Source organism: Candidatus Omnitrophota bacterium, assembly GCA_026387175.1.
Taxonomy (GTDB): domain Bacteria; phylum Omnitrophota; class Gorgyraeia; order 2-01-FULL-45-10; family 2-01-FULL-45-10; genus CAIMPC01.
Map to the genome: position 1 here is coordinate 195559 of JAPLME010000010.1, position 25300 is coordinate 220858.

At 46.7% G+C, this 25300-nt stretch carries 30 protein-coding genes and 1 tRNA gene; 26 read left to right on the plus strand and 5 right to left on the minus strand.

Annotation, left to right across the window (positions count from 1 at the left end; all coding sequences use genetic code 11):
* Position 1 precedes the first annotated feature (1 nt).
* A complete protein-coding gene (locus tag NTY76_06130) occupies positions 2–961 on the plus strand; it encodes a thiamine pyrophosphate-dependent enzyme (GenBank protein ID MCX5678669.1) in 960 nt (319 codons plus the stop codon).
* On the opposite strand, the gene NTY76_06135 is transcribed toward NTY76_06130, so the two are convergent.
* Positions 946–1623, minus strand: a complete 678-nt coding sequence (locus tag NTY76_06135) for a hypothetical protein (protein MCX5678670.1) — start codon at positions 1621–1623, stop codon at positions 946–948. The genes NTY76_06130 and NTY76_06135 overlap by 16 nt on opposite strands.
* A 65-nt stretch (positions 1624–1688) precedes the next feature.
* Here NTY76_06135 and NTY76_06140 point away from each other — a divergent pair, with 65 nt between their 5' ends.
* Positions 1689–3470, plus strand: a complete 1782-nt coding sequence (locus tag NTY76_06140) for a diguanylate cyclase (GenBank protein ID MCX5678671.1) — start codon at positions 1689–1691, stop codon at positions 3468–3470.
* 12 nt (positions 3471–3482) lie between these two features.
* Here NTY76_06140 and NTY76_06145 read toward each other — a convergent pair whose 3' ends face one another.
* Positions 3483–4298 (minus strand): alpha/beta hydrolase, encoded by an 816-nt coding sequence (locus NTY76_06145; GenBank protein MCX5678672.1) that lies wholly within the window; start codon positions 4296–4298, stop codon positions 3483–3485.
* A 116-nt stretch (positions 4299–4414) separates the two neighbouring features.
* Between NTY76_06145 and NTY76_06150 the strand changes: the two genes are divergently transcribed.
* On the plus strand, positions 4415–5848 hold the full coding sequence (locus NTY76_06150; protein ID MCX5678673.1) for a radical SAM protein: 1434 nt from the start codon (positions 4415–4417) through the stop codon (positions 5846–5848).
* 4 nt (positions 5849–5852) lie between these two features.
* Here NTY76_06150 and NTY76_06155 read toward each other — a convergent pair whose 3' ends face one another.
* Both NTY76_06155 and NTY76_06160 read right to left on the minus strand, forming a co-directional pair.
* A complete protein-coding gene (locus NTY76_06155; GenBank protein MCX5678674.1) occupies positions 5853–6182 on the minus strand; it encodes a hypothetical protein in 330 nt (109 codons plus the stop codon).
* Positions 6183–6443: 261 nt separating this feature from the next.
* Positions 6444–6519 (minus strand) — tRNA-Asn (locus NTY76_06160).
* 119 nt (positions 6520–6638) lie between these two features.
* Here NTY76_06160 and NTY76_06165 point away from each other — a divergent pair.
* From NTY76_06165 to NTY76_06175, 3 genes are read left to right on the plus strand one after another with little or no spacing between them, the layout of a single operon-like run.
* Positions 6639–7232, plus strand: a complete 594-nt coding sequence (locus NTY76_06165) for a zeta toxin family protein (protein MCX5678675.1) — start codon at positions 6639–6641, stop codon at positions 7230–7232.
* 3 nt (positions 7233–7235) lie between these two features.
* A complete protein-coding gene (locus NTY76_06170) occupies positions 7236–7388 on the plus strand; it encodes a hypothetical protein (protein ID MCX5678676.1) in 153 nt (50 codons plus the stop codon).
* A gap of 19 nt (positions 7389–7407) precedes the next feature.
* A complete protein-coding gene (locus NTY76_06175; protein ID MCX5678677.1) occupies positions 7408–7878 on the plus strand; it encodes a hypothetical protein in 471 nt (156 codons plus the stop codon).
* Between the two features lie 14 nt (positions 7879–7892).
* On the opposite strand, the gene NTY76_06180 is transcribed toward NTY76_06175, so the two are convergent.
* On the minus strand, positions 7893–8258 hold the full coding sequence (locus NTY76_06180; protein MCX5678678.1) for a hypothetical protein: 366 nt from the start codon (positions 8256–8258) through the stop codon (positions 7893–7895).
* Between the two features lie 90 nt (positions 8259–8348).
* Here NTY76_06180 and NTY76_06185 point away from each other — a divergent pair, with 90 nt between their 5' ends.
* The 20 genes from NTY76_06185 (at position 8349) to NTY76_06280 (ending at position 25284) form a co-directional block, all read left to right on the plus strand.
* Entirely contained in the window at positions 8349–8798 is a 450-nt protein-coding gene (locus NTY76_06185; GenBank protein MCX5678679.1) for a hypothetical protein, read from the plus strand.
* 5 nt (positions 8799–8803) lie between these two features.
* Positions 8804–9388, plus strand: a complete 585-nt coding sequence (locus NTY76_06190) for a hypothetical protein (protein MCX5678680.1) — start codon at positions 8804–8806, stop codon at positions 9386–9388.
* Positions 9389–9464: 76 nt separating this feature from the next.
* Positions 9465–9662, plus strand: a complete 198-nt coding sequence (locus NTY76_06195) for a DUF6485 family protein (GenBank protein ID MCX5678681.1) — start codon at positions 9465–9467, stop codon at positions 9660–9662.
* A 24-nt stretch (positions 9663–9686) separates the two neighbouring features.
* A complete protein-coding gene (locus tag NTY76_06200; protein ID MCX5678682.1) occupies positions 9687–10100 on the plus strand; it encodes a hypothetical protein in 414 nt (137 codons plus the stop codon).
* 52 nt (positions 10101–10152) lie between these two features.
* On the plus strand, positions 10153–11955 hold the full coding sequence (locus NTY76_06205; protein MCX5678683.1) for a tetratricopeptide repeat protein: 1803 nt from the start codon (positions 10153–10155) through the stop codon (positions 11953–11955).
* Positions 11956–11980: 25 nt separating this feature from the next.
* Positions 11981–13222 (plus strand): M48 family metallopeptidase, encoded by a 1242-nt coding sequence (locus NTY76_06210; protein ID MCX5678684.1) that lies wholly within the window; start codon positions 11981–11983, stop codon positions 13220–13222.
* 97 nt (positions 13223–13319) lie between these two features.
* A complete protein-coding gene (locus NTY76_06215) occupies positions 13320–13829 on the plus strand; it encodes a hypothetical protein (protein ID MCX5678685.1) in 510 nt (169 codons plus the stop codon).
* A 125-nt stretch (positions 13830–13954) separates the two neighbouring features.
* Positions 13955–15319 carry an SH3 domain-containing protein gene (locus tag NTY76_06220; protein MCX5678686.1) on the plus strand — a complete coding sequence of 455 codons (1365 nt, stop codon included), beginning with the start codon at positions 13955–13957 and terminating at the stop codon, positions 15317–15319.
* A gap of 68 nt (positions 15320–15387) precedes the next feature.
* On the plus strand, positions 15388–15948 hold the full coding sequence (locus tag NTY76_06225; protein MCX5678687.1) for a YSC84-related protein: 561 nt from the start codon (positions 15388–15390) through the stop codon (positions 15946–15948).
* 19 nt (positions 15949–15967) lie between these two features.
* A complete protein-coding gene (locus NTY76_06230; protein MCX5678688.1) occupies positions 15968–16297 on the plus strand; it encodes a cupin domain-containing protein in 330 nt (109 codons plus the stop codon).
* Positions 16298–16403: 106 nt separating this feature from the next.
* Complete coding sequence (locus NTY76_06235) at positions 16404–16862, plus strand: MarR family transcriptional regulator (GenBank protein ID MCX5678689.1); 459 nt, start codon at positions 16404–16406, stop codon at positions 16860–16862.
* Positions 16859–18283: a TolC family protein gene (locus tag NTY76_06240; protein ID MCX5678690.1), complete on the plus strand. Its 1425-nt coding sequence runs from the start codon at positions 16859–16861 to the stop codon at positions 18281–18283. Before NTY76_06235 ends, NTY76_06240 begins: the two co-directional genes overlap by 4 nt.
* Positions 18270–21368, plus strand: a complete 3099-nt coding sequence (locus tag NTY76_06245; GenBank protein MCX5678691.1) for an efflux RND transporter permease subunit — start codon at positions 18270–18272, stop codon at positions 21366–21368. Before NTY76_06240 ends, NTY76_06245 begins: the two co-directional genes overlap by 14 nt.
* Before the next feature lie 94 nt (positions 21369–21462).
* A complete protein-coding gene (locus tag NTY76_06250; GenBank protein MCX5678692.1) occupies positions 21463–22014 on the plus strand; it encodes a hypothetical protein in 552 nt (183 codons plus the stop codon).
* A gap of 82 nt (positions 22015–22096) precedes the next feature.
* Positions 22097–22438, plus strand: a complete 342-nt coding sequence (locus NTY76_06255) for a DUF5674 family protein (protein MCX5678693.1) — start codon at positions 22097–22099, stop codon at positions 22436–22438.
* The gene (locus tag NTY76_06260; GenBank protein MCX5678694.1) at positions 22435–22767 is read left to right on the plus strand and encodes a hypothetical protein; all 333 of its coding nucleotides are present in this window, start codon (positions 22435–22437) and stop codon (positions 22765–22767) included. Before NTY76_06255 ends, NTY76_06260 begins: the two co-directional genes overlap by 4 nt.
* A 15-nt stretch (positions 22768–22782) precedes the next feature.
* A complete protein-coding gene (locus NTY76_06265) occupies positions 22783–23526 on the plus strand; it encodes an ABC transporter ATP-binding protein (GenBank protein ID MCX5678695.1) in 744 nt (247 codons plus the stop codon).
* Positions 23527–23530: 4 nt separating this feature from the next.
* A complete protein-coding gene (locus tag NTY76_06270; protein MCX5678696.1) occupies positions 23531–24334 on the plus strand; it encodes an ABC transporter permease in 804 nt (267 codons plus the stop codon).
* A gap of 97 nt (positions 24335–24431) precedes the next feature.
* Entirely contained in the window at positions 24432–24893 is a 462-nt protein-coding gene (locus NTY76_06275) for a hypothetical protein (GenBank protein MCX5678697.1), read from the plus strand.
* Between the two features lie 13 nt (positions 24894–24906).
* Complete coding sequence (locus NTY76_06280; GenBank protein ID MCX5678698.1) at positions 24907–25284, plus strand: response regulator; 378 nt, start codon at positions 24907–24909, stop codon at positions 25282–25284.
* Positions 25285–25300 lie beyond the last annotated feature (16 nt).

Here is a 25300-nt window from a genome sequence, read left to right on the forward strand (position 1 = left end):
TATGGCAAACCTGAAAGATCTATCGAAACAGAAGGCTTTATTCACAGGCGGGCATCGCGCGTGCGCGGGCTGCGGCGCCGTAATAATAGCGCGCCAGGTTCTTATGGCCGCGGGCCCCAATACCGTTGTCGCTAACGCCACAGGCTGTCTCGAGGTGGTTTCGACCATATTCCCGTATACGGCATGGAACGTCCCGTTCGTTCACAGCGCTTTCGAGTGCGCTGCGGCGTCGATAAGCGGCGTCGAGGCACTTTATAAATCATGGGTGCGTCAGGGTAAATATAATAAGAAAGTAAACTTTATAGCGTTCGGCGGCGACGGCGGCACTTATGATATAGGCTTGCAGTCTCTTTCCGGAGCCATGGAGAGGGGACATAATATACTTTACGTCTGTTACAATAACGAAGCATACATGAATACCGGCGTCCAACGTTCCGGGGCGACCCCGAAAGGTGCCGATACTACTACCGCTCCCGTAGGCAAGGTTAAGAAGGGGAAGGAGCAGTTCAGAAAAGACCTGACCGAGATCATGGTAGCGCATAAAATACCATATGCGGCCCAGTCCGTGGTAGGTAACTGGCGCGACCTGACTTCTAAAGTCGAGAAGGCCCTCGCGATGGACGGGCCCAAATTCATAAATGTATTCCAGCCTTGCAGGCTCGGCTGGTCCTATGATCCTGAGATGACATGCGAGATCGGCAGATTATCGGTAGAGACCTGCGTATGGCCGCTCTACGAGGTAGTGAACGGACAGTATAAAGTCACCAAGCCTAAAGAGAAGAAGCCTCTAGTGGAGTGGATAAAGCTGCAGGGGCGTTTCAGGCATCTATTGAAGCCCGAGAACAAACAGTTGCTCGACGAGTTACAGACCGCTACGGATAAAAACTGGGAAGATTTGCTTAGGAAAGAATCGCTTACTTCACCGGCCGCCGAACCAAAACCTTCTCAAACCCTGCGATAGCCGCAGTCCTTCTTCATATTACAAATTTCACACTGAGATTTTACATTGGAGAATAATCCCATCGGTCCGATACCTATTAATCCCGAAATAGATTTTTGCGGTATCATCATATAGCTTTCGGTAAGACGGACGCCTATTTTGGAAAAATCCAGCATCCTATCGAACTTCGCCTGTTCCTCTATCGGCCAATCGCAGTAGCCGGGGCTGAGCCGCATAGAGACGCTTTTATCTTTAGATCTATATTCTTTCCGCAGATGGTTTTCCAATTTATCAGCAAGCGACTCGACGGCAAAAGAACTCGCCCTGTCAAGAAGATAGCCCGATAAGCTTTCTCCTGTTTTCATGAGTCTGGAAGCCTCATTTTCGATGGCCGGGCCTATGGTCACGAGAAAGATATATATGCTTTGCGCGGGCTTAATATATGACGAAATAGTCTTGCCGGAAAATTCCGCGCCGCCGGCGAGTTTTATGGAGTCCGTGTTGTAAGAGAGAACAGCTTTTTTTGTGAAGATCGCTTTAGGCCGAGCCAGGCGCCGGGCCTTATCGATCGATTCGTCGGCGCTATCCAATACCGCGCCGGGCGAGCCGGCAGCGATCCCCTCTTTCTTAAAGAGGATTTCTTTCACCCAGCCCCAATCTATCTCTAGATCCGTCTTTATCATATTAATATCATTATACCAGACCTTGACAAACATCTCCAGATTAAGGTATTCTAAATGTCAAACATATGCGCTCCGATATATTAAGAAACCTGTATAATGTCATATACCAGAATGCCATAAAGCACAAGCAGGGTGTGTCATGGCTCCTTGCTATTATAGTGGCGGTGCTCATCATCGCCTCATATCAGTTTAATGTCCTCGACAGGTTCGAACTTCTCACTCTGGATTATCGTTTTAACTTAAGGCCCGTCCATCACGGATATCCTGATATAGTCTTTATAGATATGGCCGAGGACAGCATCAATGTGATAGGCCGATGGCCATGGCCGAGAAAATGGCATGCCGCTCTTATAAAGATACTCTCTCCTTACAAACCCAAAGCGATAGCTTTCGACGTAGTATTCTCTGAGCCCCAGGATGAGATAGATGACGCGGCTCTGGAAGAATCTATAAGGCAGGCAGGGGTTGTATATATGCCGTCGATATATGATATCGAAATGGATAAGAGCCAGGCCCTCTATAAGGGAGATGGGGTCATAGCGATCCATGAGCCGCTGGCAAGGTTCAGGGGCGTGCTGAAAGGCTCCGGGCATATAAACGCGGTGCCGGACTCGGACGGAATATTAAGAAGGGTGCCGGCTGTAATGAAGCTTGGAGATAAGATAACTTACCAGCTCGGCATAGAAGTGGGAGCGGATCTCCTTGGCGTTAAGGACGAGGATGTGTCGTTTGACCCGGCGAAGCGCGGGATATCGCTGAAGCGGCCGGATCGCGAAAATATAGAGAATATACCACTGGATAATAAAAACCAGTTGATAATTAACTGGCTAGGCAAGTGGGGCAGGGAATTCAACCATTATTCCTATATCGATGTCATAAAGAGCTATGCGTCTATTAAAGAGGGCCAGAAGCCGCTTATAGACCTGAATGTGTTTAAAGACAAGATATGCATCATAGGGCTTACCGCCGCCGGCCTTATAGATATAAGGCCGATCCCCATAGAGAGCGCCTATCCTGCCGTCGGGACCAACGCGATGATAATATCGAGCATATTGACGGAAAATTTCGTAACCGAAGCGCCGAATTGGGTCAATATCCTTATCCTGATAATAGTGTCGATCGGGGCAACCCTCGCGCTCTGTGACCACCGCCTCTTAAGCGGTATCATGATCACGATGATATCTTCGGTGTCATACGCCATCTTTTCGATAGGCTTATTCATTCTGCACAATACGATAGTGGTGACATTCTATCCGGTCCTGGCCATAGGCCTTGCGTATATCCTGACGGCGTCCTATACTCAAATTTTGCAATCGATCGAGCGGGTGCATCTATTCAAACAGGCGACCCGCGACGGGCTCACTCAGCTTTATAATATAAGGCATTTCAATCTCTTATTCGAAGCCGAATTCAGTAACGCCTCTGTCCTGAAATTCCGCGCCCTTTCGATAATAATGGCGGATATCGATAATTTTAAGACTGTGAACGATACGTACGGCCATCAGGCGGGCGATCTGATACTGAGAGACATCGCCAACATTATACAGTCAAAATGCAGGCAGCTGGATATAGTGGGAAGGTACGGCGGAGAAGAGTTCATCATAATGCTCAGCGGCGCTAAGGCCTCCGATGCTGCTAATCTGGCGGAAAAGATAAGGACGGCGGTGGAGGACAGGAAGTTCAGGGTCGGTAACGAGGTATATTCCACTACGGTGAGCCTGGGTATCGCGGAATATTCCAATGAAAATACCAAGAATGAGCTTATAGAGAAGGCCGATAAGGCGCTGTACCGCTCCAAAAAAACCGGTAAGAATAAGGTGACGATCTATTCGCCGAATATAGGCTGATCAGATCACTTTTCACTTTAGCCTTTTTGAAAACCAGTCCAGCATCAATTTTTTCATTCCTTCGGGATCGGCTTGAATGAGCCGTTCTGCATGGAGCCCGCCCTTTACTAGCTCAAGTTTTTTCTCGACATGCGCCGCGGCGTAAAGCTCTCTCGAATGGCGGGGTTTGACTATCCAGTCATCATCGCCGTGTATGAATAATATGGGCGTATTCTTTATCCTGCCAACAATATCGACAGGGTCGTTTTTTTTCATGAATGGATTGCCTGTCCTTACACCTTTGCCTTCCCAGCCACAATCCATATTGTCTTTAAGGTCGGAGAGCATGGCCGGCTCCCAGAAATGGAAATCTATCATATTGATCTTCGATGGGCAGCTGAAGAGCACCATGCTGTCGATGTCATTTCTTTCAGCGGCTGTATCGACAGCCGTCGCCGCGCCTAACGAGAAAGCGGTTACGCCTATACCTTTATAGCCGCAGGATTTTGCGTAGTCCAGGACGGCCTCCAGGTCAAGGCGCTCTTTTGCCGACCATGTAAACTTTCCGCCGCTCATCCCGTGCCCCCTGAAATCGAATACTATTACATCATAGGAAGAGGAGAGGAGCTCGGCTGTCTTCTGCATCCATCTGTTTCGCTCGCTGTTATAGAAGCCTGGGCAAACGATGATCACGTTATTGAAACCGTTCTTATACCGCTCATATGCTATAGAGATATTATCGGAAGTGCGCAGGGTGCCGGATTCGATTTCAGCGAAAGCCGGGGCGTAGGCTCCCGTGGCTATAAGGATAGATAAGGCGAGTAATAAGACCAGTTGGATTCTGCTCATATGATTAAGTTATATTTTACCTCAAACAGCTTGCCACAGGCAAGACTTTAACTGTGGACGCAATAAAAGATAGGTGCTATAATCAAGTTTCAAAAATTTCAAAAAAAGAGACGCAGATGAAATATAAACACGCTTTGTTCTTATACCCTTATATCGAAAACAGTATAGGGATGTGCCTATTCCCGCCCACAGGCCTGGAATATGTGGCCACAAGCGCCAAAGATCATGTCGGTAAAGTTACGATTGTAGATCTGAGATACGATAAGGTATTGTGCGATACCGGCAACCTGATGGATTTTATACGCAAGGAGATAGATATAATATGCGTAAGTGTTTCATGGAACCGTCAGGTGGACGAAGTCTACGGGCTTTTGAATCTGATGCCGGATGGGATACCTTTGGTCGTAGGGGGATATAAGGCGACGGAGGATGTCGAAGAGATATTTAAAAGATGCCCGAAAGTGGGCATCATAGCGAGGGGAGAAGGCGAGGAGACTATAAAGGAAATAGCCAGAGACGAGCCACTGGAAAAGATACTCGGAATCTCTTACAGGGCCGGCGGCAAAATAATTCACAATAAGAACAGGCCCTTACCCGATATAAATACCATAACGCCCCCGGACCGTAGCTTAAGGCAGTATGAATATTCCATGATGTCAAACGACATAAAGATGGCAAGCGTAACCTTCGATACGATCCTGAGCTCGAGGGGTTGTCCGTTTAATTGTAAATTCTGCACATTTAACATGAATCCCTTGGGGCAGAAAAGAGACTACGCGTCGCGCGACGCGGAATCAGTGGTCAAGGAGATAGAGGGCATCTCCGCCGATATCATACTTTTCAGCGACGATAACTTCTTCACCGAGCCCAAGAGGTCCGAAGAGATATGCGATCTGCTGATAGCCCGGAAGATAAAGAAGCGTTTTATCGCGCAGACCAGGATCGATCTGGCGGAATATCCGGAATTATTAAAAAAGACAGTGAAGGCGGGGTTCAAGATGCTCTTATTGGGCATAGAAAGCCCCCATGACCGCATACTGACTGCCTTTAATAAGGGCTTTGACCAGGCCACGATAAGAAAACGCTTATCTGTCCTGAGGGAACTGCCCATAATTTTTCACGGTTATTTCATTTACGGAAATTTAAGCGAGACCGAAGAGGAGATGCTCTATATAGCAAAATTCGCCAAAGAGATAGGCCTGGATTCCATCGCGTTCAGCAAGTTGAGAGTGGACAAGTATTCGCCGCTTAAAGAGATCGTAAAGAATACGCCGGGCTATCACCTTACCGTCAAAGGAGAAGTATATTCCGACAAGTACAGCCACTCGTATTTGAAAAAGATACACAGAAAATTGAGGTTTTCTTTCTATACGCCGTTCAGGGTCCTGAATATTGCCGCAAAGATCCTGAGGGTGAGATTTTTTACCTTCCGCGAGATAATGTCGTTTGCGGCTGTCGCGCCTTTATTGCTGAGCAGGATCATTAGGAAAGAGATAAAGGAAAAACGGCTGGTCAAGTCCATAAAACAGATACTTGGGCATAACAAGTAACGTTTTACACGAATTTAATTACGATAAGCACGCATACAAAAACCATTACTGCCAGCCCAGCCAAGAAAGCGATATCGGATACCTTTTCTAATATAAGCCTACGTTTTCTTTCCTTTGTTTTTATTGCCGCATAAGAAATCATACATGCGCTAAGAAAGATTATGGCGTCTATAGCAGTGGCCTCGTCACCAAGCGTATCGATTTTAGTGAAGGTCGTAATGATATTTAAAATGCCTATGACGGTAAGGCATACTCCAACCATGGCGGCAGATACCGAGAAAATATGAATTGCGATATTCTCTTCTTGTTTTTCAATAAAAGTTTCCTGTGGCATTTTTGTAGCTCCTTATTTATTTTTATTCTACTCCAAACAAAAACCCTCTGCAACTATTTTAGCTACAGAGGGCTATGTTTTAATATGGCTCCCCCGCGAGGATTCGGCTACTCCGCTCGCAGAGCTCGCTGCGTAGCCAGCCAATTTTCTGTCGCCCAGAGGGCTTTTCCTCCCTTCGGTCGGCGAAAATTGGCTTCGAATCCTTCTCCAGGAGCCACCAAAACGAGAATGCCCACCGTTAGACGATGGGCATTCTTCAATTGGCTCCCCCGCGAGGATTCGAACCTCGGACACTCTGGTTAACAGCCAGATGCTCTACCAGCTGAGCTACAGGGGAACGGAAATGCTCAAAGAGCAAAATTGCGTGTATAGGAATATAACACATATAGGATCTATTTTCAAACGAATTTCAACTAGATAACCCCTACAGGCATTTTGCTTGTAGGGGGCTTTTATTTGGGTTATAATCATACCATGGCAAAGCAAAATGTCTATATCATCGCCGGTCCTAACGGGTCAGGTAAAACAACATTTGCAAGGTTATTTTTGCCGGATTATATTAATTGCCCTAACTTTGTAAATGCCGATCTTATTGCATTAGGGCTAGCTCCGTTTGAACCTCGCGCTGCCGCAATAAAAGCCGGAAAGCTTGTTTTACAGCAAATTCATGAGTATGCAGAGAGAAACGTTGATCTTGCTTTTGAAACAACGTTATCAGGTAAATCATATGCAACCTTACTTAATGAACTTAAGAAAAAGGGATATGGGCTACATCTTTTCTTTTTATGGATCCCTAGTCCGGAATTGGCCATAGCCCGTATTAAGGACAGGGTTGCGGAAGGCGGTCATAATGTTCCCGCAGAAGATGTCCGGCGGCGTTTTACTCGCAGCATGTATAATTTTTTCAATCTATATGAGCCATTAGTTGACTCATGGATGCTATTTGATAATTCCAAGGCAAAGCCTGTTTTGATTGCCAAAAGAAAGGGCGGGAATATTGAAGTAGTTAACGAAGATTTATTCAAAATAATTCGGAAAGGCGCAGGATAGCATATGAAAAAAAGAATGTCCTTACAAGATAAAGCCGAAGCGGCATTGAAGAAAGCGGTGCGGCAAGTAGTGGAGAGGCATAAAAAAACAGGCCGCTCTCTGGCTGTGTGGCAGAATGGTAAAACCGTTCGCATTTCACCGAACACTGTTAGGTGAAAACACAAAAGGGTTAACTATGAAAAGAAAGCTATTGCCAATTTTATTATTGGGAGCATTTTTAATCGCCGGCTGCGCGACTAAAGCGCCGGTGAGGAATACCGACTCTGCCAACGTAATATATACTAACGCGCCGATTAATGTCGCGTTCGATGCCTCGTGCACTGCATTAAAAAACTTAGGATATAAGATAGAAGAGAAGAATGCGGATAACTTTTCCGTATCAGGTTCCTGCAACAGTATTTTAACAGGGCACACCACGGTCCGTGCTCGGATAAACGTGAGTAAAGAAGAGGCAGGAACTAAGATCGCCTGTGTCGTAGATCGCCCTGGCGTTGTTAAGACTTTGGATGTCATAGGCTATTATAGCGCCAATAATATCTATAAAGAGATAGTGAAGGGTTTAGCTGAAGACGAAATAAGCTACAGAAATGCCAATAAAGTGAAGCGGGAAAAGAAGGAAAAAAGGGCTCGTGACTCGCTAGAATAAAACTCACACCTTCTTTATATCGAATACACTATTAGCGCGCCGATGGCGATTGCAAGAAGCCCTGCAAGGCGCATGATGATAGGCGGGCTCTTCTGAAACCATTCGAATATAGCTGATATCTTCTTAGGCCCTATAATAAATATAATCACTCCGCCTATTATCATCAGGATGCCCAATACGGATATGACCTTCGGAAACCGGCATGCGTGGGCGATGGATATGAAGAGAGCTCCGAAGATCAGCCTTATGGCGCCTGCCGCATATATATTATTACCCTTTTTCCAGAAATTCATCATATCGATAAAGACTTTTTCGCTAATTGCTATAGCGGTCCCCATAACTATTATTACGGTTCCAATGAGTTTCGCAAGTATCAGCATGGCTATCCTCCTCACTTTTTATATAAAGAGTATATCATATAATATGATATAATATTAGAGCCATTCCTAAATAAGAAAGGAGATCTATTTATGAAAAACTTTTTTAACCGCAGTGCGCTGTTTTCGTTAGTGGTTATATTTTTAATGTTAACCGCAGTAGGTTTTGCAAACGCAGGCATATTGCAGCGTAATTCAGGCCCATCCGATCTTCAAAAGCAGGAGCTTGACGACGCTTATTACAGAGGATATAACGACGCAAAAAGCGGCAGGGAAGCGATAGATTATAAAGCTACCGGCCCGGAAAATAACGGTCAAGTCGCTCGCGGAGCAGGACGAGGCGCTTTAGGCGGAGCCGCCATAGGTAGCCTAAGCGACGGCGACGCAGGTAAAGGCGCCGCATGGGGCGCAGGCGCCGGAGCGATAAAAGGCGTTATTAAGAGGAGACGCGCGGCGCAAGAAGAAGAGACATGGGCCTCCCAGCTTAGCGGCGCCTATAATAGCGGATATCGCAAAGGTATGACCGAAAGGGCCGCGCGGTAAACAACATGGTTGAAGAATTATTGTATATAGTGAAATTTATTATCGGGTTCTTACCCTGGATCCTGTTGTTGATTTTGCCGACCAATAGCTGGGGCCAGTTGCAGAGAGCGGTCGCGATATGCCTGGTTATATCCGTTATCTTCGCATGGAAAGAGCTGCGCAAGGGTTTCATTTTGCAGTGGGCTTCTGTACTGTTCTTTCTTTTTTGCACAATATCATTCTACGGCTTCAAGTGGGTCTGGCTGGCTTACCATATGGCGATTATTTCAAATGGCTTTCTGACCGGTGTTATTTTTTTCACGGTGCTGATAGGCAAGCCGTTCACATTGCAATATGCGCGAGCCGAACTGCCGAAAGAGCAATGGTATAATGAAGATATGATCCGTGGCTGTCAGTTCATCGCCATTTTCTGGGGAGTGCTACTTTCCATCCCGACAGCTTTCAATGTCTTCCGATTATTCTATCCCGTTGCTTTGCCTGGTTATGTCTATTCCTACCTCAGCCCATTATGCATCATTATAGGTGTATCTTATACCACTTTCTATAAACGTCAGAAACGAAAAGAGCGCTCAGCCGCATCGCACAGTTAATCGCATATGTTAATGGTGCCATCCCACAAAGTGCCACCTTACAAGTTTAGGGTGCCCCCAAAATGAAAAATGAGTTATGAGAGATTGTCCGAATAAGAAATTCAATATCGCTAATTGTAATTGCACTTACCCGGGATGTCCCAGGCATGGAATCTGCTGCGAATGCCTTGCATATCACAGGAGCTCCAGCGAGCTTCCCGCTTGCTATTTTGATAAAGCCGCAGAAAAGTCCTATGATCGCTCGATCGAAAATTATATACGGAAAAATAGGTAGTATAAAATTTTAAGGAGGTACGTTATGAAGATAGGAAAAATACTTATTGCCGCGGCAGCACTTTCATTATTTGGCACGATCTTTGGAGGGCTTACCTGCGGATGGCTCTTTAATTGGGTATATAAGCTTCCGCCGACAAATGTCTGGAGGCCGATGGATGGCCCGCCAGGTTTAGGATTTCAGATAGGCTCTTTCTTGCTCAATATAGTCCTGGTAGCTGTGTATGCGTTACTCCGTAAAGGTATCCCGGGAAAAAATAAATTAACCAAAGGCCTTATCTTCGGATTGTGCGTTTGGGCTGTCGGCATGTTGCCGGGGATGCTTTCGACCTATTCTTTCATGACAGTGGCCACCGGCGTTGTGATTTACTGGACTATCCTTGGTCTGATCGAAATGCCCATTAAGGGTCTTATAATTGCCGCCATATACGGCGAATAACCTTTTAAGAATGTGCTATGAAAAAGATTAAGCTAACTAATAATGGGAGCTTATGAAGCGGAATAGAAAAAAGGATAAGCCGGTTATTCCGCAGTCTCGTGGTCAGGCAACAGTTATTATGAAGCATGAGCGCAAGCCTGTGTGGCCCTCGATCGTCATGCTCAGCGTCCTGCTCTTAGTCGGTTATTTAATCTACTCGAATACGTTTTCCTGCTCATTTCATTTCGATGACATAGATTCCATAGTCGATAATAGCGCCATAAGAGATATCCATAATCCCGGATATATCTGGAATTATTGGCCGACACGCTTCTTAACCCACCTCACAATCGCCCTTAACTATCATCTTCATGGTCTTGATGTTTGGGGCTATCATTTATTTAACCTGGTAGTCCACTTAGGTTCGGCGATCTTAGTCTGGTGGCTTACCTTTTTAACTCTCTCTACGCCTGCTTTAAAAGATCAGAAGATCGCCCGGCATGTCATGGCAATCTCTTTCCTTACCGGCATGGTCTTTGTGGCGCATCCGATTCAGACTCAAGGTGTAACCTATATTATCCAGCGGGCGGTTTCTTTGACGACTTTGCTTTATCTGGCCTCTTTAAGCCTCTATGTCAAATCAAGGCTCTTAGAAGAAGAGGGAAGAAGCCGAATAGTTTCAAAATGCCTCTACGGCCTTTCACTAATAACGGCTGTCATGGCGATGTTTGCTAAAGAGGCAGCCATAACTCTTCCATTAATGATCTGCCTTTATGAGTTTAGTTTCTTGATGACCAAAAAAAGCTCAACCTGGAAACGCCTCGTCCCTTTTATCTTAACCTTGTTCATTATTCCTATTACTATGTTGCTGACCAAGTCGGTAAGCTTTGCGGGAATGCATCGTATAGCAGAGCCCGGGCCGGGGATTTCTTCATGGCATTACCTCCTGACGCAGTTCAGAGTTATAACTACTTATATCAGGCTGGTCTTTTTGCCTTTCAATCAAAACCTGGATTATGATTATCCGATCGCGAAGACATTGTTGGACTTACCTACTCTGGCCAGCCTATTCTTCCTCATCGGCGTCTTAATTCTTGCTATAAAGCTATTTCGAAATTATCGATTGATTTCATTCGGCATATTTTGGTTTTTACTCAGCCTTTTACCCGAATCCAGCGTTATCCCTATAAAAGATGTGATTTTCGAGCACAGGCTGTATCTGCCGGTGGTCGGCTATAGTATTTTTCTGGTAAGCGGGATCTATTATCTGTTCAGGGAAGAAAGAATTAAATTTAGTGTTTTAGCTATCTCTTTATTGATCATCGTTTATTCAATTCTGACCTATCAGAGGAATCAAGTCTGGAAAAATGAATTTAGCTTATGGAATGATGTAATTCGTAAATCGTCATTAAAGGCAAGGCCGTATGCTAACCGAGGAGATGCATATAATGATAAAGGCAGCTATGATCAAGCCATTTCCGACTACAACAAATCCATAGAATTAAAACCTGATTATTTCGAAGCCTACCTTCACCGAGGCAATTCATATTATGCTAAAGGCAGCTATGATCAAGCTATCTCCGACTACACCAAAGCCATAGAACTAAATCCTGGTTATGCCGAAGCCTATAGTAATCGGGCGGGCGTCTATGATGACAAGGGCAACTATGACCAGGCTATCTCTGACTACAGTAAAGCTATAGAATTTAATCCAACGCTTCCGCAAATCTACTATAACAGGGGTCTTGTTTATACCCGCAAAAATATGCTCGACCAGGCCATCGCTGATTATACCAAAGCGATCGAATTAAATCCTAATTTCACACAAGCCTACTACAGCCGGGCGATGATATATAACAGATATCCTCGGAAATAGGGGGGGCGCATAATGGAGATATGCCATGCATAATTATTATTTACCGGTAATTTTATTTATCCTTATAGGCGGATACATCTTAGACTTCATCATTGAGAAGCTGGATGTCGCGTACGCCTCTCCGGTACTACCTCGAGAATTCGAAGGATATTACGATGCCGAAAAATACCGGAAGTCCCAAAACTACCTTAAGGAGAGGGTGCGGTTCGGCCTCATCGAAAGCGCATTCTTTACTGCAGGTATAGTTATCTTTATTCTTGCCGGCTGGTTTAACCTGATAGATGGTTTTGCGCGCTCTCTTGGGCAGCCGCCTCTTATTACAGGGCTGATTTTTCTCGGGATAATGTACCTGATTCAGCATCTCTTTTCCATCCCATTCACGGCCTATCGTACATTCATTATAGAGGAGAAGTACGGTTTTAACAGGACGTCGCCCGCGACATTCATCGCAGATATCTTTAAGCACCTGATATTAATGATGCTCATCGGGGCAGTGATATTATCGGCCATATTGTGGTTCTTCAGCGTCTCCGGAAAGCCGGCGTGGCTATATTCGTGGATAGCCGTGACGGTCTTCGAGCTCTTTCTCATATTCATCGCTCCCGTCGTCATCATGCCGCTATTTAATAAATTCACGCCTCTCGAAGAGGGCGAGCTTAAGGCCGCCATCACCGATTATGCGCGTTCGCAGGATTTTAAGATAAAGGGCATATATAAGATGGACGCTTCGCGCCGCAGCGCCAAATCGAACGCTTTCTTCACGGGCCTCGGCAAGTATAAGCGGATCGTGCTCTTCGATACGCTGATAGCGAAGATGAAGACGGACGAGCTTGTGGCGGTCCTCGCGCACGAGATAGGGCATTACAAGCACAAGGATATCTTTAAAGGCCTCGCTGTCTCGGTCATAAGCACGGGGCTCATGTTCTTCGCGCTCGCGTTTTTTATTTACAATAAAGATTTCTTCGCGGCGTTTAAGATGGAGCATGTTTCCGTTTACGCAGGGCTTTTCCTATTCACGTTCCTGTACCAGCCGGTGAACGATATATTCTCCATCGGATCAAATTATCTATCAAGGCGTTTTGAGACCTCGGCCGATATATTCTCGGTCCATACCTATAAGAATCCGGAGGCGATGATAAAGGCGCTTAAGCGCCTTAGCTCCGATAACCTGTCAAACCTCACCCCGCATCCTTTGAAAGTCTTCCTGTCTTACAGCCATCCGCCCGTCCTTACGAGGATAGAGGCCATAAAGGCAAGCGGTAGCTGAAAAAAGTCAGTAAAAAGTGGATTTATGTTCATTGTATTTTTTCGTATTCCGTTATATAATATAGGTGTTTCTTTTGCCTAAAAGATAGGATCGAAATATGCCTATCGTAATTAAAAAGAACAAAGATCTTTTGTTGGAATTATTGAAGTATGCGGCGGATGCGGAGAATATGATGCATTCCTGCTGCAAGTGCCTCGCAGAGCTGACCCCTAACGGCAAGACAAGAAAATCCTTCCATACTTTTTCCGAATCCGCAAAAACGAACAGGGATCGCCTGACAAAATATTTCTCCGACCTTGGCGTGACGGATTATGTTTTAAAGAACGGATGTCAAACCTGTAAAACAGATCCGGAGGATTTCTCCATTTTGGGAGCTGTCAATTTGGGTTTGGAGCTCAATAAGATAACGATCAAATTATACAAAGACGCGGTAAGGCTTATCAGGGACAGGGAGGATAAGGAAATATTCCACGACATCCTGAATAAAAAAACCGCGGAAAAATCAGCCCTGAATAATGAAAAAAAATTTATTGCCAATGTCGAGGACAGAGCCGGCTTGATCTATTCACAATGCGTAGCCAGCATACTCTCCAAGGCCGGAGAGTAAGTTGGCGGGCCAGGAAAACGAAACCTTCGCAGGCTATTATGCGGCCGGCGGGGGTTTTTATTTTTACCTTGGAAATTGGTATAATTTCTCTTCATTTTTGCCTATCAAGGGTTTATAATTTAGGCATGATTAAAAAAATCTGCTCTTCATTATTGATCCTATGCTTATTTTTTACACCGGGATGCGACAATAAGGAAAGAGTATATTACTCTTCGCCGGGCGTGATCCCGAATACACATAGACAGATGAAGAGCGCCGGGTTCTGGATCTCCCGCCAGCCTTTTACGGATAAGGTTATCCTCGATCCTGCGGGTATCGCATCATTTAATTCCAAAACAGAAAAAGAGCTTAAGCTGACACGGGATCCGTCTAAGGTGGGCCCTCTATATTCCGGCGAAGAATTGACCTCTTCTTTGACGGAAGAGATGCGGAATATTTTTGATCAGAAACTTTATTCTCAAGACGCAAGGCGAATAGGCAAACTTTTTTACCAAAAGATGAAAGAGCGGATAAATCTTGAGGTAATTCCATCTCAGATTAATGTGCGTTACGGTCTTATTTGCCGTTATGCCGACCAGCGGACTCTGCCGACGGAGGAGATCGTAACTACCGAACCGGGTGATGTCGATTTTGACGAACTCCAGAACAGCTCTTTAGATACCGGCACTCCCTTGGCTATTTTGCATGAGACGAAAGACGGCGCCTGGGTATACGCGCATTCACCTGCAAGCTCTGGATGGATAATGAAGGACAGGATCGCTTTTTGCGGGGCCGCCGAGCTTAAGAATTATTTAGAGAAGACGCCGTTTCTTATAGTGACCGGCGCCAAGGCCGATATTTTTTTAGACAACGGATTAACGCAATATCTCGATTATGTGAGAATGGGCGCAAGGTTCCCCTGTATAGCCGGTTTTAACTCCGAAGTGATTCAGATCAGTATTCCTTTTCAGGCGGAAGGAGGGAAATTTGCCGAGAGAGCCGCCTATATAAGAAGATCGGACGTGAATTTCGGATACTTAGCATATACTTCGCGCAATATCATGCAACAGGCTTTTAAGCTGCTCAATGCTCCTTATGCCTGGGGAGGCAAGAACGGCGAACAGGATTGCTCCAGCTTCCTTCAGGAAGTCTTCTCCACGACCGGAATAGCCTTACCGAGAAATTCTTCGGATCAGGGCAAGGTCGGCCGCTCTTTAGGCGAATTTACAGAGAAGACAGGCGATGAATTGAAGATGCACGTTTTAAAAGATCAGGCTATCGCGGGAGTGGCGATCATGCAATTAAACGGCCATATATTTTTATACCTCGGGATGTATGAAGACAGGCCATATGTTATACATGAAACTCACGCATATAGGCAAAGAATGTGGTGGGGTGGTGATATAGCCCGTGAAGTTAATAGGGTGGTGGTCAGTGATCTTTCTCTGGGCAAGGGTTCTCAAAAAGGTTCTTTGCTGGAACGGATCATCTCCATACGCAATGTCAATTAGCGGACTACCCCTTTTGCAAAAAAATGGTAAAATAAGGATATAGATAAACCAAACGCTGGGAGGCGGATATGAAAACAGTACACATAGTAAAGGCAGTGTTCTCTCTTTTATGTATGGTCTTTGTATTGATGTTTTGCGTGGAGACGTCTTCATACGCTGTAAGCGCAAAGGACATAGACTCCGGAGTGGAGATAGCGCTTAAAAACCTTCGAGATATAAAGGGCGGCGATGACGTTATAAATAAGGCTAAGGGGCTTCTTATTTTTCCGGGAGTGTTTAAGGGGGCTATCGGGATAGGCGGCGAATACGGCGAAGGCGCCCTCAGGATACACGGCAAGACGGTTGATTATTACAGCACCGCCGCCGCTTCGATAGGGATTCAGCTGGGCGGACAGAAGAAGAGCATTATAATCGCGTTCATGAATGACGAGGCCTTGAAGAATTTCAGGGATAGCCAGGGCTGGAAGATAGGCGCTGATGCCTCCGTAGCTGTTATAGCGCTCGGAGCCGGCACCACGGTCAGCAGCCAGATTTCTAATAAGCCGATAGTCGCGTTTGTGTTCGGCGAAAAAGGACTGATGTACGATCTTAGCATTAACGGCGCGAAGGTCTCGAAGATCCAAAGGTAGGTATAAAAAGGATGGTAGTATGATAAAGAGCATAATAGCCCAGGCGGCAAAACTCTCCGAATTGGTCGATTATCAGGAAGGCTCTATTTTAAGCAAAGAGATTATCAAGAGCGAAAAGGGTACGGTCACGCTGTTTGCTTTCGATAAAGGGCAGGCTTTGAGCGAGCATATCGCTCCTTTCGATGCCTTAGTATATAATTTTGACGGTAAGGCGGAGGTAACGATCGAAGGGAGGCCGCATCTTTTGAAGATGGGAGAGATTATAATGATGCCGGCAAATAAGCCCCATGCCTTAAAAGCGATAGAGCGTTTTAAGATGCTTTTAATAATGATAAGGTCCCGCGTTTAAACAGAATACCTTCCCCAATAATCCGAAAAAGATTGACAACGGCGAGCCAAGGGAGTATATTAACTCCAATGATATTTAATGTAGTTAAATATCAAGGAGGTTAAAAATGTCCCAGCTGACGCTGTCGGAATTCGTGGATAAGCTGAGCGAGATGATGCCCGCGATCATGCGGGAATTTCTTAAACAGGAATCAGATAAATTTTATAATGTAAAGATCACTATTCCTCAGCTTGTGGTGCTCGAGATGCTGACGCGTGACGGCGAGTCGCGTATGACGGACCTTGCCCGTTCTATAAATGTCACAACCGCCGCGATGACCGGCATAGTCGACAGGCTTGTAAGGGATGGATACGTTACACGGACAAGCGATTTAGAGGACAGGCGCGTTATAAAGATAAAGCCTACCGCTAAAGGCGCGCGGGTCGCGAAGAGCGCGCTCGAGCATAAAAAAGCCATCTTTCGAAAGATGTTTGGGGTCATATCCCAGGATGATAGGGAAGAGTATTTAAGGATACTGACGATAATACGCGATCGTATAGGCACGCCAGGAGCAGTAACGACGTGATAAAAAGAATACTCGCTGTTATAATGATGTGCGCTCTGGCGTTAGGTTATAACCCAACCTATGTATTGAGCGAAAGCGATTCTGCGTCGCTCGCCGCGCATAAAACATCCGCTAAGGCAAGGCCGAAAAATAATGATTTGGCCCCGGCGGTCCATGAGTCCGGCTCTTTGCCTGTCCAACTTTCTCAAGTAAGGCCTGCTCTCACGCTTTCCGATTGCTACCAGATGTCCCTGGTGCAGAGCGAAATAATCGCTATCAGCGCGGATCTCATTAAAGTGACCGAGGCCCATTTCCTGCAGGCCCTGTCGATAGGATTGCCGCACGTCTCATTCCAATCGAGCGATTTTCAGCAGGCGGACGCTACCATTGAAGATACGGGAGGGGGAGCATCCTCAGCCTCTGCAAGCCTTAAGAATTCCACGCGTAACTTTAATGCTACACAGACCCTTTTTAACGGTTTTAAGGCGATAGCCGCCATGAGAGGATCAAAATATGAGCGCAGTCAGCGTACAGAAGAGAAGACACGCGCCGAGCAGCTGCTCCTGGTCGACGTATCCAACGCGTTCTATCTTCTGATCGAAAAGCGGCAGGATATTAAAGTGCTTATCATGACCAGGGACGCTCTTGCCAACCGCGTCAAAGAACTGCGGGACAGAGCGGACATCGGTAAATCGAGGCCCAGCGAAATAGTGAATGCTAAGGCTCAATTCTACAGTGTTGAGGCTGCGCTCGAAGTTTCGAGGAGCCAGGAGGTCATCGCGCGCCAGTTATTGGAATTTTTGGTGGGGCAGCCTGTCGGGGAAGTTGTTGATATGTACAGATTCCCATCGAGGTTATTATCGGAGAGCTATTATGTCGCGAAGGCCGATTATCGGCCGGATGTTGCGGCCGCAAAATACGCCTGGCAATTGAAGAAAGAGGGAATATTAGTGGCGGACAGCGGCTTCTTGCCGGAAGTGAATTTCGAGACCAATTATTATACACAGCGGACCGGGTTTGATAAAGGGACTGACTGGGATATTATGCTGACCGTGGACGTGCCCATTTTTGACGGCGGCTTGACGCTGGGTAATTCGAAGGAAGCGAATTTGCAGGCGGATCAGGCGGCGCTGTTATTTCACCGGACAAAACGGCTGGCGCCATACGATATCAAGAATACCTACGTAACCCTGAAGACCGCGATGGCTGTTTGCGACGCGCTTCGGAAAACATATACCACCGCAAAACTTAATTATCATCTGCAGAGGAAAGACTATATGCGGAATCTTGTCAATAACCTGGACGTTCTTGCCTCCATACAGACACTGCAGGATTCGGAGAGAAATTACATACATGCGCTCTATGAAGCGAAGCGCCAGTACTGGCAGCTTCGAGTGGCTATCGGCCAGAGCGGAACGGAGAGTTTAAATGACGCTTTCTGACCTATCGATTAAGAGGCCGGTATTCGGCTGGATGCTGATGATCGGTGTCATCGTCTTTGGCGCCATAGGTTTTACGCGCCTGGGAGTGAGTCAGCTCCCCGACATCGATTTTCCCGTCGTAACTGTGGCGATAACCTGGGAGGGAGCGGCCCCGGAGGTAATGGAAACAGACGTAACCGATATCGTCGAAGACGCCGTAATGAGTGTGGAAGGCGTCAAGGAAGTCACTTCGGTATCGATGCAGGGTATTACGCAGATATCGATAGAATTTGACCTTAGCCGTAATATCGACGTTGCCATGCAGGAAGTCCAGACTAAGATCTCTCAGGCGCAGAGGAACCTGCCGCGCGATATCGATCCGCCTATCGTGACCAAAACTAATCCCGAAGACCAACCGATAATGTTTGTAGGGCTTTCCGGAGACAAGCCTCTTAAAGAGCTCATTCACTATGTGAACGAAACATTAAAAGATCAATTTACCACTGTCCCGGGCGTCGGCGAAATCAGGCTGGGGGGATTTGTCGATCCCAACTTGAGAGTTTGGCTGGATGCAGGGAAGATGCAGGATAAGCAGCTTACGGTTGAAGATGTTCTGAATGCTATCGGTTTCCAGCACGCGGACCTTCCGGCGGGCTACATCGATACAGGCCTTAAGGAGGTCAATGTCCGCGTCTATGGCGAGGCCTCAACTCCGGAACAATTCGAAAATATAATAATACCTCAACGTGTGCGCGGCGGGCCCATCTGGAAGAATATGCGCATCGGGGATGTGGGTAGGGTAGAAGACGGCCTGGCGGATATCCGCAGGATCTCTCGCAGCGGAGGCAAGACCGCGATCGGGCTTGGGATAGTAAAGCAGCGCGGCACAAATGCCATGGATGTGGCTAAAGGCGTAAAGAAGAGGGCGGCGGAGCTGCAAAAAACTTTACCCTCAGGAATGCATCTGGCGGTTGTATTTGACGCGACTCAATTTATTCAGGATTCCGTAAATGAGCTGGAACGTAACCTGTTTCTTTCTATTATCCTGACCTCTCTCGTATGCTTTATATTCCTGGGCTCCTGGAGCGCGAACATTAACGTCCTACTATCGATACCATTTTCACTCGCCGGCGCCTTCCTGGTCCTGTATTTCATGGGATTCACTATTAACGTATTTACCATGCTCGGGCTTTCCCTGGTCATAGGTATAGTAGTGGATGACGCGATCATGGTACTGGAGAATATCTCGCGCTATCAGGAGCAGGGCCAGTCGCGCATGAACGCCGCGCTGACAGGTGCGCGCGAGATCACATTTGCCGCGATCGCTACGTCGGTAGCGATCCTGGCGATATTTCTGCCGGTCATCTTCATGCAGGGGATCATCGGTAAGTTCTTCTTCCAGTTCGGAGTTACTATCTCCGTAGCTGTAATGTTCTCTTTACTGGAAGCGATCACTATAACACCGATGAGATGTTCGCAATTTCTGACCGTAGGGCATACATCCGCCTTAGGGAAATTTGTCGATAAGCTCATGAAGCGGACATCCGACTGGTATCGCGCGACCCTCTCCCGTTTATTAAATATGCCGAAGCTGGTATTGACCGTGGCAGTCATCGTCTTTATAGCTTCTTTGGCCCTGACGGCGGTTTTGAAAAAAGAGTTCGTTCCCTCACAGGACCAGGGCCGTTTTCTTGCCAGGATAATGCTGCCTCTCGGCTCATCGATCGAAAAGACGAACGGTGTTTTCTTAGAAGCCGAGAAGTTCCTGATGGGGCGAAAAGATATAGAGACGTATTTCAGCGCAGTGGGCAGTTTCACGGGCGGACAGGTCAATTCGGGATTTCTATTTATCACGATGAAAGACCGGAAGAACAGGCCCTTGGTAAACGGCCATTACGAAACTCAAGCCGAATTCATGCAGATCGCCCGTAAAGCATTCGGTTCGCTGCCCGGAGTCGATCGCGCCGTAATTCAGGACCTTTCTCTATCCGGATTCACGGCGCAGCGCGGTTTTCCCATCGAATTTACGGTCAGGGGGCCGGATTGGGATAAGCTGGGAGAATACGGCCAGGAGATCATGAAACAGATGAAAGCATCCGGTTTTATGACGGATGTCGATACCGACTATCAGCTTGGTATGCCGGAGCTGCAGATCTATCCTGACCGCGAGAAGGCCGCCTCGCACGGCGTCAGTGTCCTTTCAATAGCCAACACGATCAATGCTATGATAGGAGGGGTCCGCCAGGGTAAATTCACAAGCCGTGGTAAACGCTACGATGTCCGGGTCCGGTTGCTCGAAGCCGACCGGTCAAACACGACGGATATCAATAAGATGTGGGTCCGTAATGAATTCGGAGAGGTCGTACCATTGTCGGACGTTGTAACGGCGCATGTCAAGCCTTCGTTGTTTTCGATTACCCGTAAGAACCGTGAGCGCGCTGTGAGCATTTATGGAAATCCGGCTCCGGGACACTCTCAGCAGGAAGCGCTGAACGAAGTCTTAAAAATAGGGAAGAAAGTTTTGCCCGAAGGCTACCGTATAGTATTTTCCGGTGGCGCTCAGGCCTTCAAAGAATCTTTTCAGGGCTTAGTATTTACCCTTATTCTGGGAATTTTTGTAGCGTACATGGTCTTAGGCGTTCAGTTCGACAGTTTCATCCATCCGCTTACGGTGCTTCTGGCTTTACCCTTCAGTATCACCGGCGCGTTCCTGTTCCTTTTTCTAACCGGTAACTCTCTGAATCTTTATAGCATGATCGGACTTATCCTTTTAATGGGCATAGTTAAGAAAAATTCCATCCTGCTGGTGGATTTTACGAACGAGCGCCGCAAGCAGGGGATGGGAGTGCGTGAAGCGCTTCTTGATGCCTGCCCTATACGTTTAAGGCCGATCCTCATGACGTCTATCGCTATAATCGCGGCCGCCGTACCGGAAGCGCTTTCAAAAGGTTCCGGTTCAGAGACGATGGTGCCTATGGCTGTTTCCGTTATCGGCGGAGTGGCTCTTTCCACGATCCTGACGTTGTTTGTCGTTCCATGCGCTTATGAGATATTCTCTAAATTTGAAGCTCATCGCAATCAGTTATCCGGCGATAAAAAAGAATAATTCTCACTCATGATTTTGGCGCTATCTCATAAAACTGTTTTAGGGAACTTTTTTGACACCTAGCTTGTCTAAATATGTAAAAGGAGGAAGGCATATGAAAAATCGAACTTTAGCATTTCGGGTAATAATAGGTTTGTGCCTGGCGCTGACGCTGTTTTACTCAGACGCGTTCGCGCGCGACGGAGGTCGTGATGGAGGGCATTACTACCGTGATGGTACATGGTATAGGCATGGTTTGTTGGGATTTGATATCGCCGTTTCCGCTCTTGCTATAGGAGCGCTTGTTGATTCGCTGCCGCCAAGGCATACCACTGTTATAGTCGGAGGCGTACCATACTACTATTATGACAATTATTATTACAGGCCGTATCCCGGCGGATATGTAGTCGTTCCACCGCCTTTAGTTACTCAGCCTATTGTGACTGTCCCCCCGCCGCCCCCTCCGGTCGTTATGACCGCTCCCATGCCTTCGGCGCAATATCAGGTTCAGAGTCAGGATATGGTGACAATAAATATTCCTAACTCGAGTGGTGGTTACACGGCGGTTACACTGAAAAAATCCGGCAATGGATTCGTCGGACCACAAGGCGAATATTACTCTGAAAATCCGACCGTATTACAGTTAAAAACTCTGTACGGGAAGTAAGGGTTATTACCAGAAGGCGCGTCTCTGCCCTCCGCAAGTAAAGTGCTTGCGGAGGGTTTTTGTTTAAGGTATAATTCGTCATATGAAAATAATAAAAACAACATTGGCGGTTAACGAGCTTAAGCAGATGGCTGTCGCCACCTTTGGAAACCTGGTAAAGGCAGTTATCGATGTCGAGAGAGAGCTGATTGCAGTTGATGCCGAACTTCATTCGGACCTTGAAGCGCTGCTCTTAGAGGACGGCTCAAAACAGAATAACCTTTGGGGAATAAATCTTTATACGGAAATTCAAGGCGATGATTTCATTGAATTTGATTCCATGATCAATATGCGTCCGTCTCGAGGCAATAGGAGCCGCGGCGTGGAAAATGAAATGGTGCGTAAAAAGATCATCGAAATTGTTACGAAAATGGTTAAACGATGAACTATCAGCATAAAGATCTTGCGGCAGGCCGTTGGAGTAAATTATCGTTTTTAGAGCAAATGGCAAATATCGGAAGCGAGGTAGAGCGTGCTCTCAATTGGCGCGCAAAGCATAACGCCGCCTATTGCCAACAGGCTTTCGAGCGCTCTCTTGAGTTAATAGATTTGACGCTGGATAGCGTAAGGGGGTTTGCCCGCCTTAAAGAGCTTGCCCGTTTGCGGGAATCAATCACGGATTATTTCTTCGGAACGAATCAATTCATCTCTACGGAAGAATCGCTAAAGAAATACTTTTCAAATTTCACTTACGCCGCGCGTAAAAATCATTAGCCGAATAAGACAATCATGCCAAAGACGCTATCGGTAAGAACGCTGCGCAAAACATACGGCGACACCATCGCTGTGGATGGTGTGTCCTTCGATGTTAATAGTAATGAGATAGTCGGGCTCATAGGCCCAAACGGTGCGGGAAAGACCACCATTATAAATATTATACTTGGTGTCCTCGCGCCGTCCGCGGGGACAGTTCATATCGAGGGCCTCGATATAGCCTCGCACCGTTCCCAGGCCGCCGCGCATACTAATTTTGCGGCCGTGTACACTCCTTTACCCGGGAATTTAACCGTATCCCAAAATCTGCGTATCTTTGGTCGTTTATATGGAGTAGAAGGCCTGTCGAAACGCGTCGATGAACTTCTCGAGCAGTTCGATCTTGAGGTTTTCCGCGATAAAAAGTGCGGAGTGCTATCTTCCGGTGAGCAGACGCGCGTCGGCCTTGCCAAGGCGATGCTCAATCGTCCGCGCCTTCTTCTGCTTGATGAGCCGACGACATCGCTTGATCCGGCCACCGCTCATGAAATCCGCGCTAAGATCCGCGGCTTCGCGGTACAGGGAACAGGAGGAGTGCTATGGACATCGCATAATATGTATGAGGTCGAGGATATTTGCGACCGGGTGCTCTTTCTTTCGCACGGCAAGATCCTGCTCGAAGGGGATCCGAAGACGATGCCTGCCCAACATGGCAAGAAGACGCTCGAGGAGCTTTTCATCGCGGTAGCGCGTGAACCGCTTACACTGGAGGCAGACTGAATATATGTCTTTCCGCCGTATCTTCGCGATCGTAATCCGACAATTCTATCTTATCCGCGGCAGTTTCTCGCGTGTCTTCCCGCTGTTTGCGTGGGCGGCGGTCGACATGGTCCTGTGGGGCTTTCTTACCAAATATCTCAATACCGTCGCCTCTCCCGGATTTAATTTTGTTACAGCGCTTTTAGGCGCAGTCCTTCTATGGGACTTTTTTATCCGTATCATGCAGGGCGTGACCATGGCGTTCTTCGAGGACGTCTGGTCGCGTAATTTCCTGAACATCTTCGCGACGCCGCTTTTAATATCGGAATATGTCGGCGGCCTCATCCTGTCAAGTATTGCGACGAGTATGGTCGGCCTCGGCGTAATGTTATTTATAGCCGTCACGTTTTTCAAGCTCTCTTTTTTTGTTTATGGCCTCACAGTTATACCGTCCCTTTTTGTGCTATTTTTATTCGGAATATCGCTCGGTATCTTCGGATGCGCGCTGGTGCTTCACTTTGGTCCTGCATCGGAATGGTTTATCTGGCCGATCCCGGCCCTGGTCTCGCCGTTTGTCGGCGTTCTATATCCCATTTCGACGCTCCCCCAGTGGATGCAGTTAATTTCCCGCCTATTGCCGCCGTCATATGTATTCGAAGGATTGAGAGCGATCGTATTGGGCGGTAAAGCCTCAGGAGTTATGCTTCTATTCAGCGGGTTCCTTGCCGTCGGATATATCCTTTTGGCATATTGGTTTTTTACAAAGGTCTACAGGAACGCCTTGCGTACGGGCCTCATAGCCCGCTATAGCGCGGAAAGCCTGAGTTAGCCCCTGACCAATGCCCCCGCCTTTTTCTGATATCCAAAAAATAAATATTCGTACATGCCAAAATATAGTGTATACTTACAAAAAAGGAGAAAAATATATGAGACGGGCTATAAAAAGTATTTTTGCGGCGGTCCTGTTTTTAACGCTGGCATCCTCATTTTCTTATTGTGAAACTATAAGCGTAGATGAGCTGGTCACGCGGTATGTCAATGCGACCGAAGTCCAGCGCCAGCAGATAGAGTCCGAATATAGATATAAGACGATAAGCGTCAGCGGCACAATAAAAGACGTTATAGACTGGAACACGTTTGATGAGAAGACAGACACGGCCGGACATTATTATAAAGTAATTACAGAATCGAAGACGGCCAAGGCGGGCATCTCTTATGAAATATCGATATTATATAAGGACAAGGCAAAGGTTGAGCCGCTTAGTAAAGGCCAGGAGATAAAAACAGACGGGACTTTTATAAAGATCATTAATGAGATCAACCTGCTTTCAATATTGGTATATACAGACGAGTTAACTCCCGAAGACAAAGTAATGTTTGAATTATAAAGGAGCGGCTTCTATGAGTAAAAATAAAATTCTGGTTGTGGATGATGAAGAAGATATGCTGGATTTTTTAGAACTGCGGTTAGCGGCGAACGGGTACTCTGTCGTGACGGCTAATAATGGCAATGATGCCATACGCCTTGCGAAAGAAGAGCGCCCGGATCTTATACTCCTCGATATAATGATGCCGGGGCTGGACGGAAGTGAAGTTGCCGGGATATTAAAAGACAATCCTGAAACTAAAAGTATACCGATCGTCTTTTTAACATGTCTGTACGCAAAGGAAGAAGAAAAGAAGCAGGGACATACAATACATGGCAATTTTTTTGTAGCCAAACCCTTTGATCAAAATGAGCTTTTGTCGGAAATAAAGAGGCAAATAGATAAAAAATAGCGTGGCGTCAGTTCCA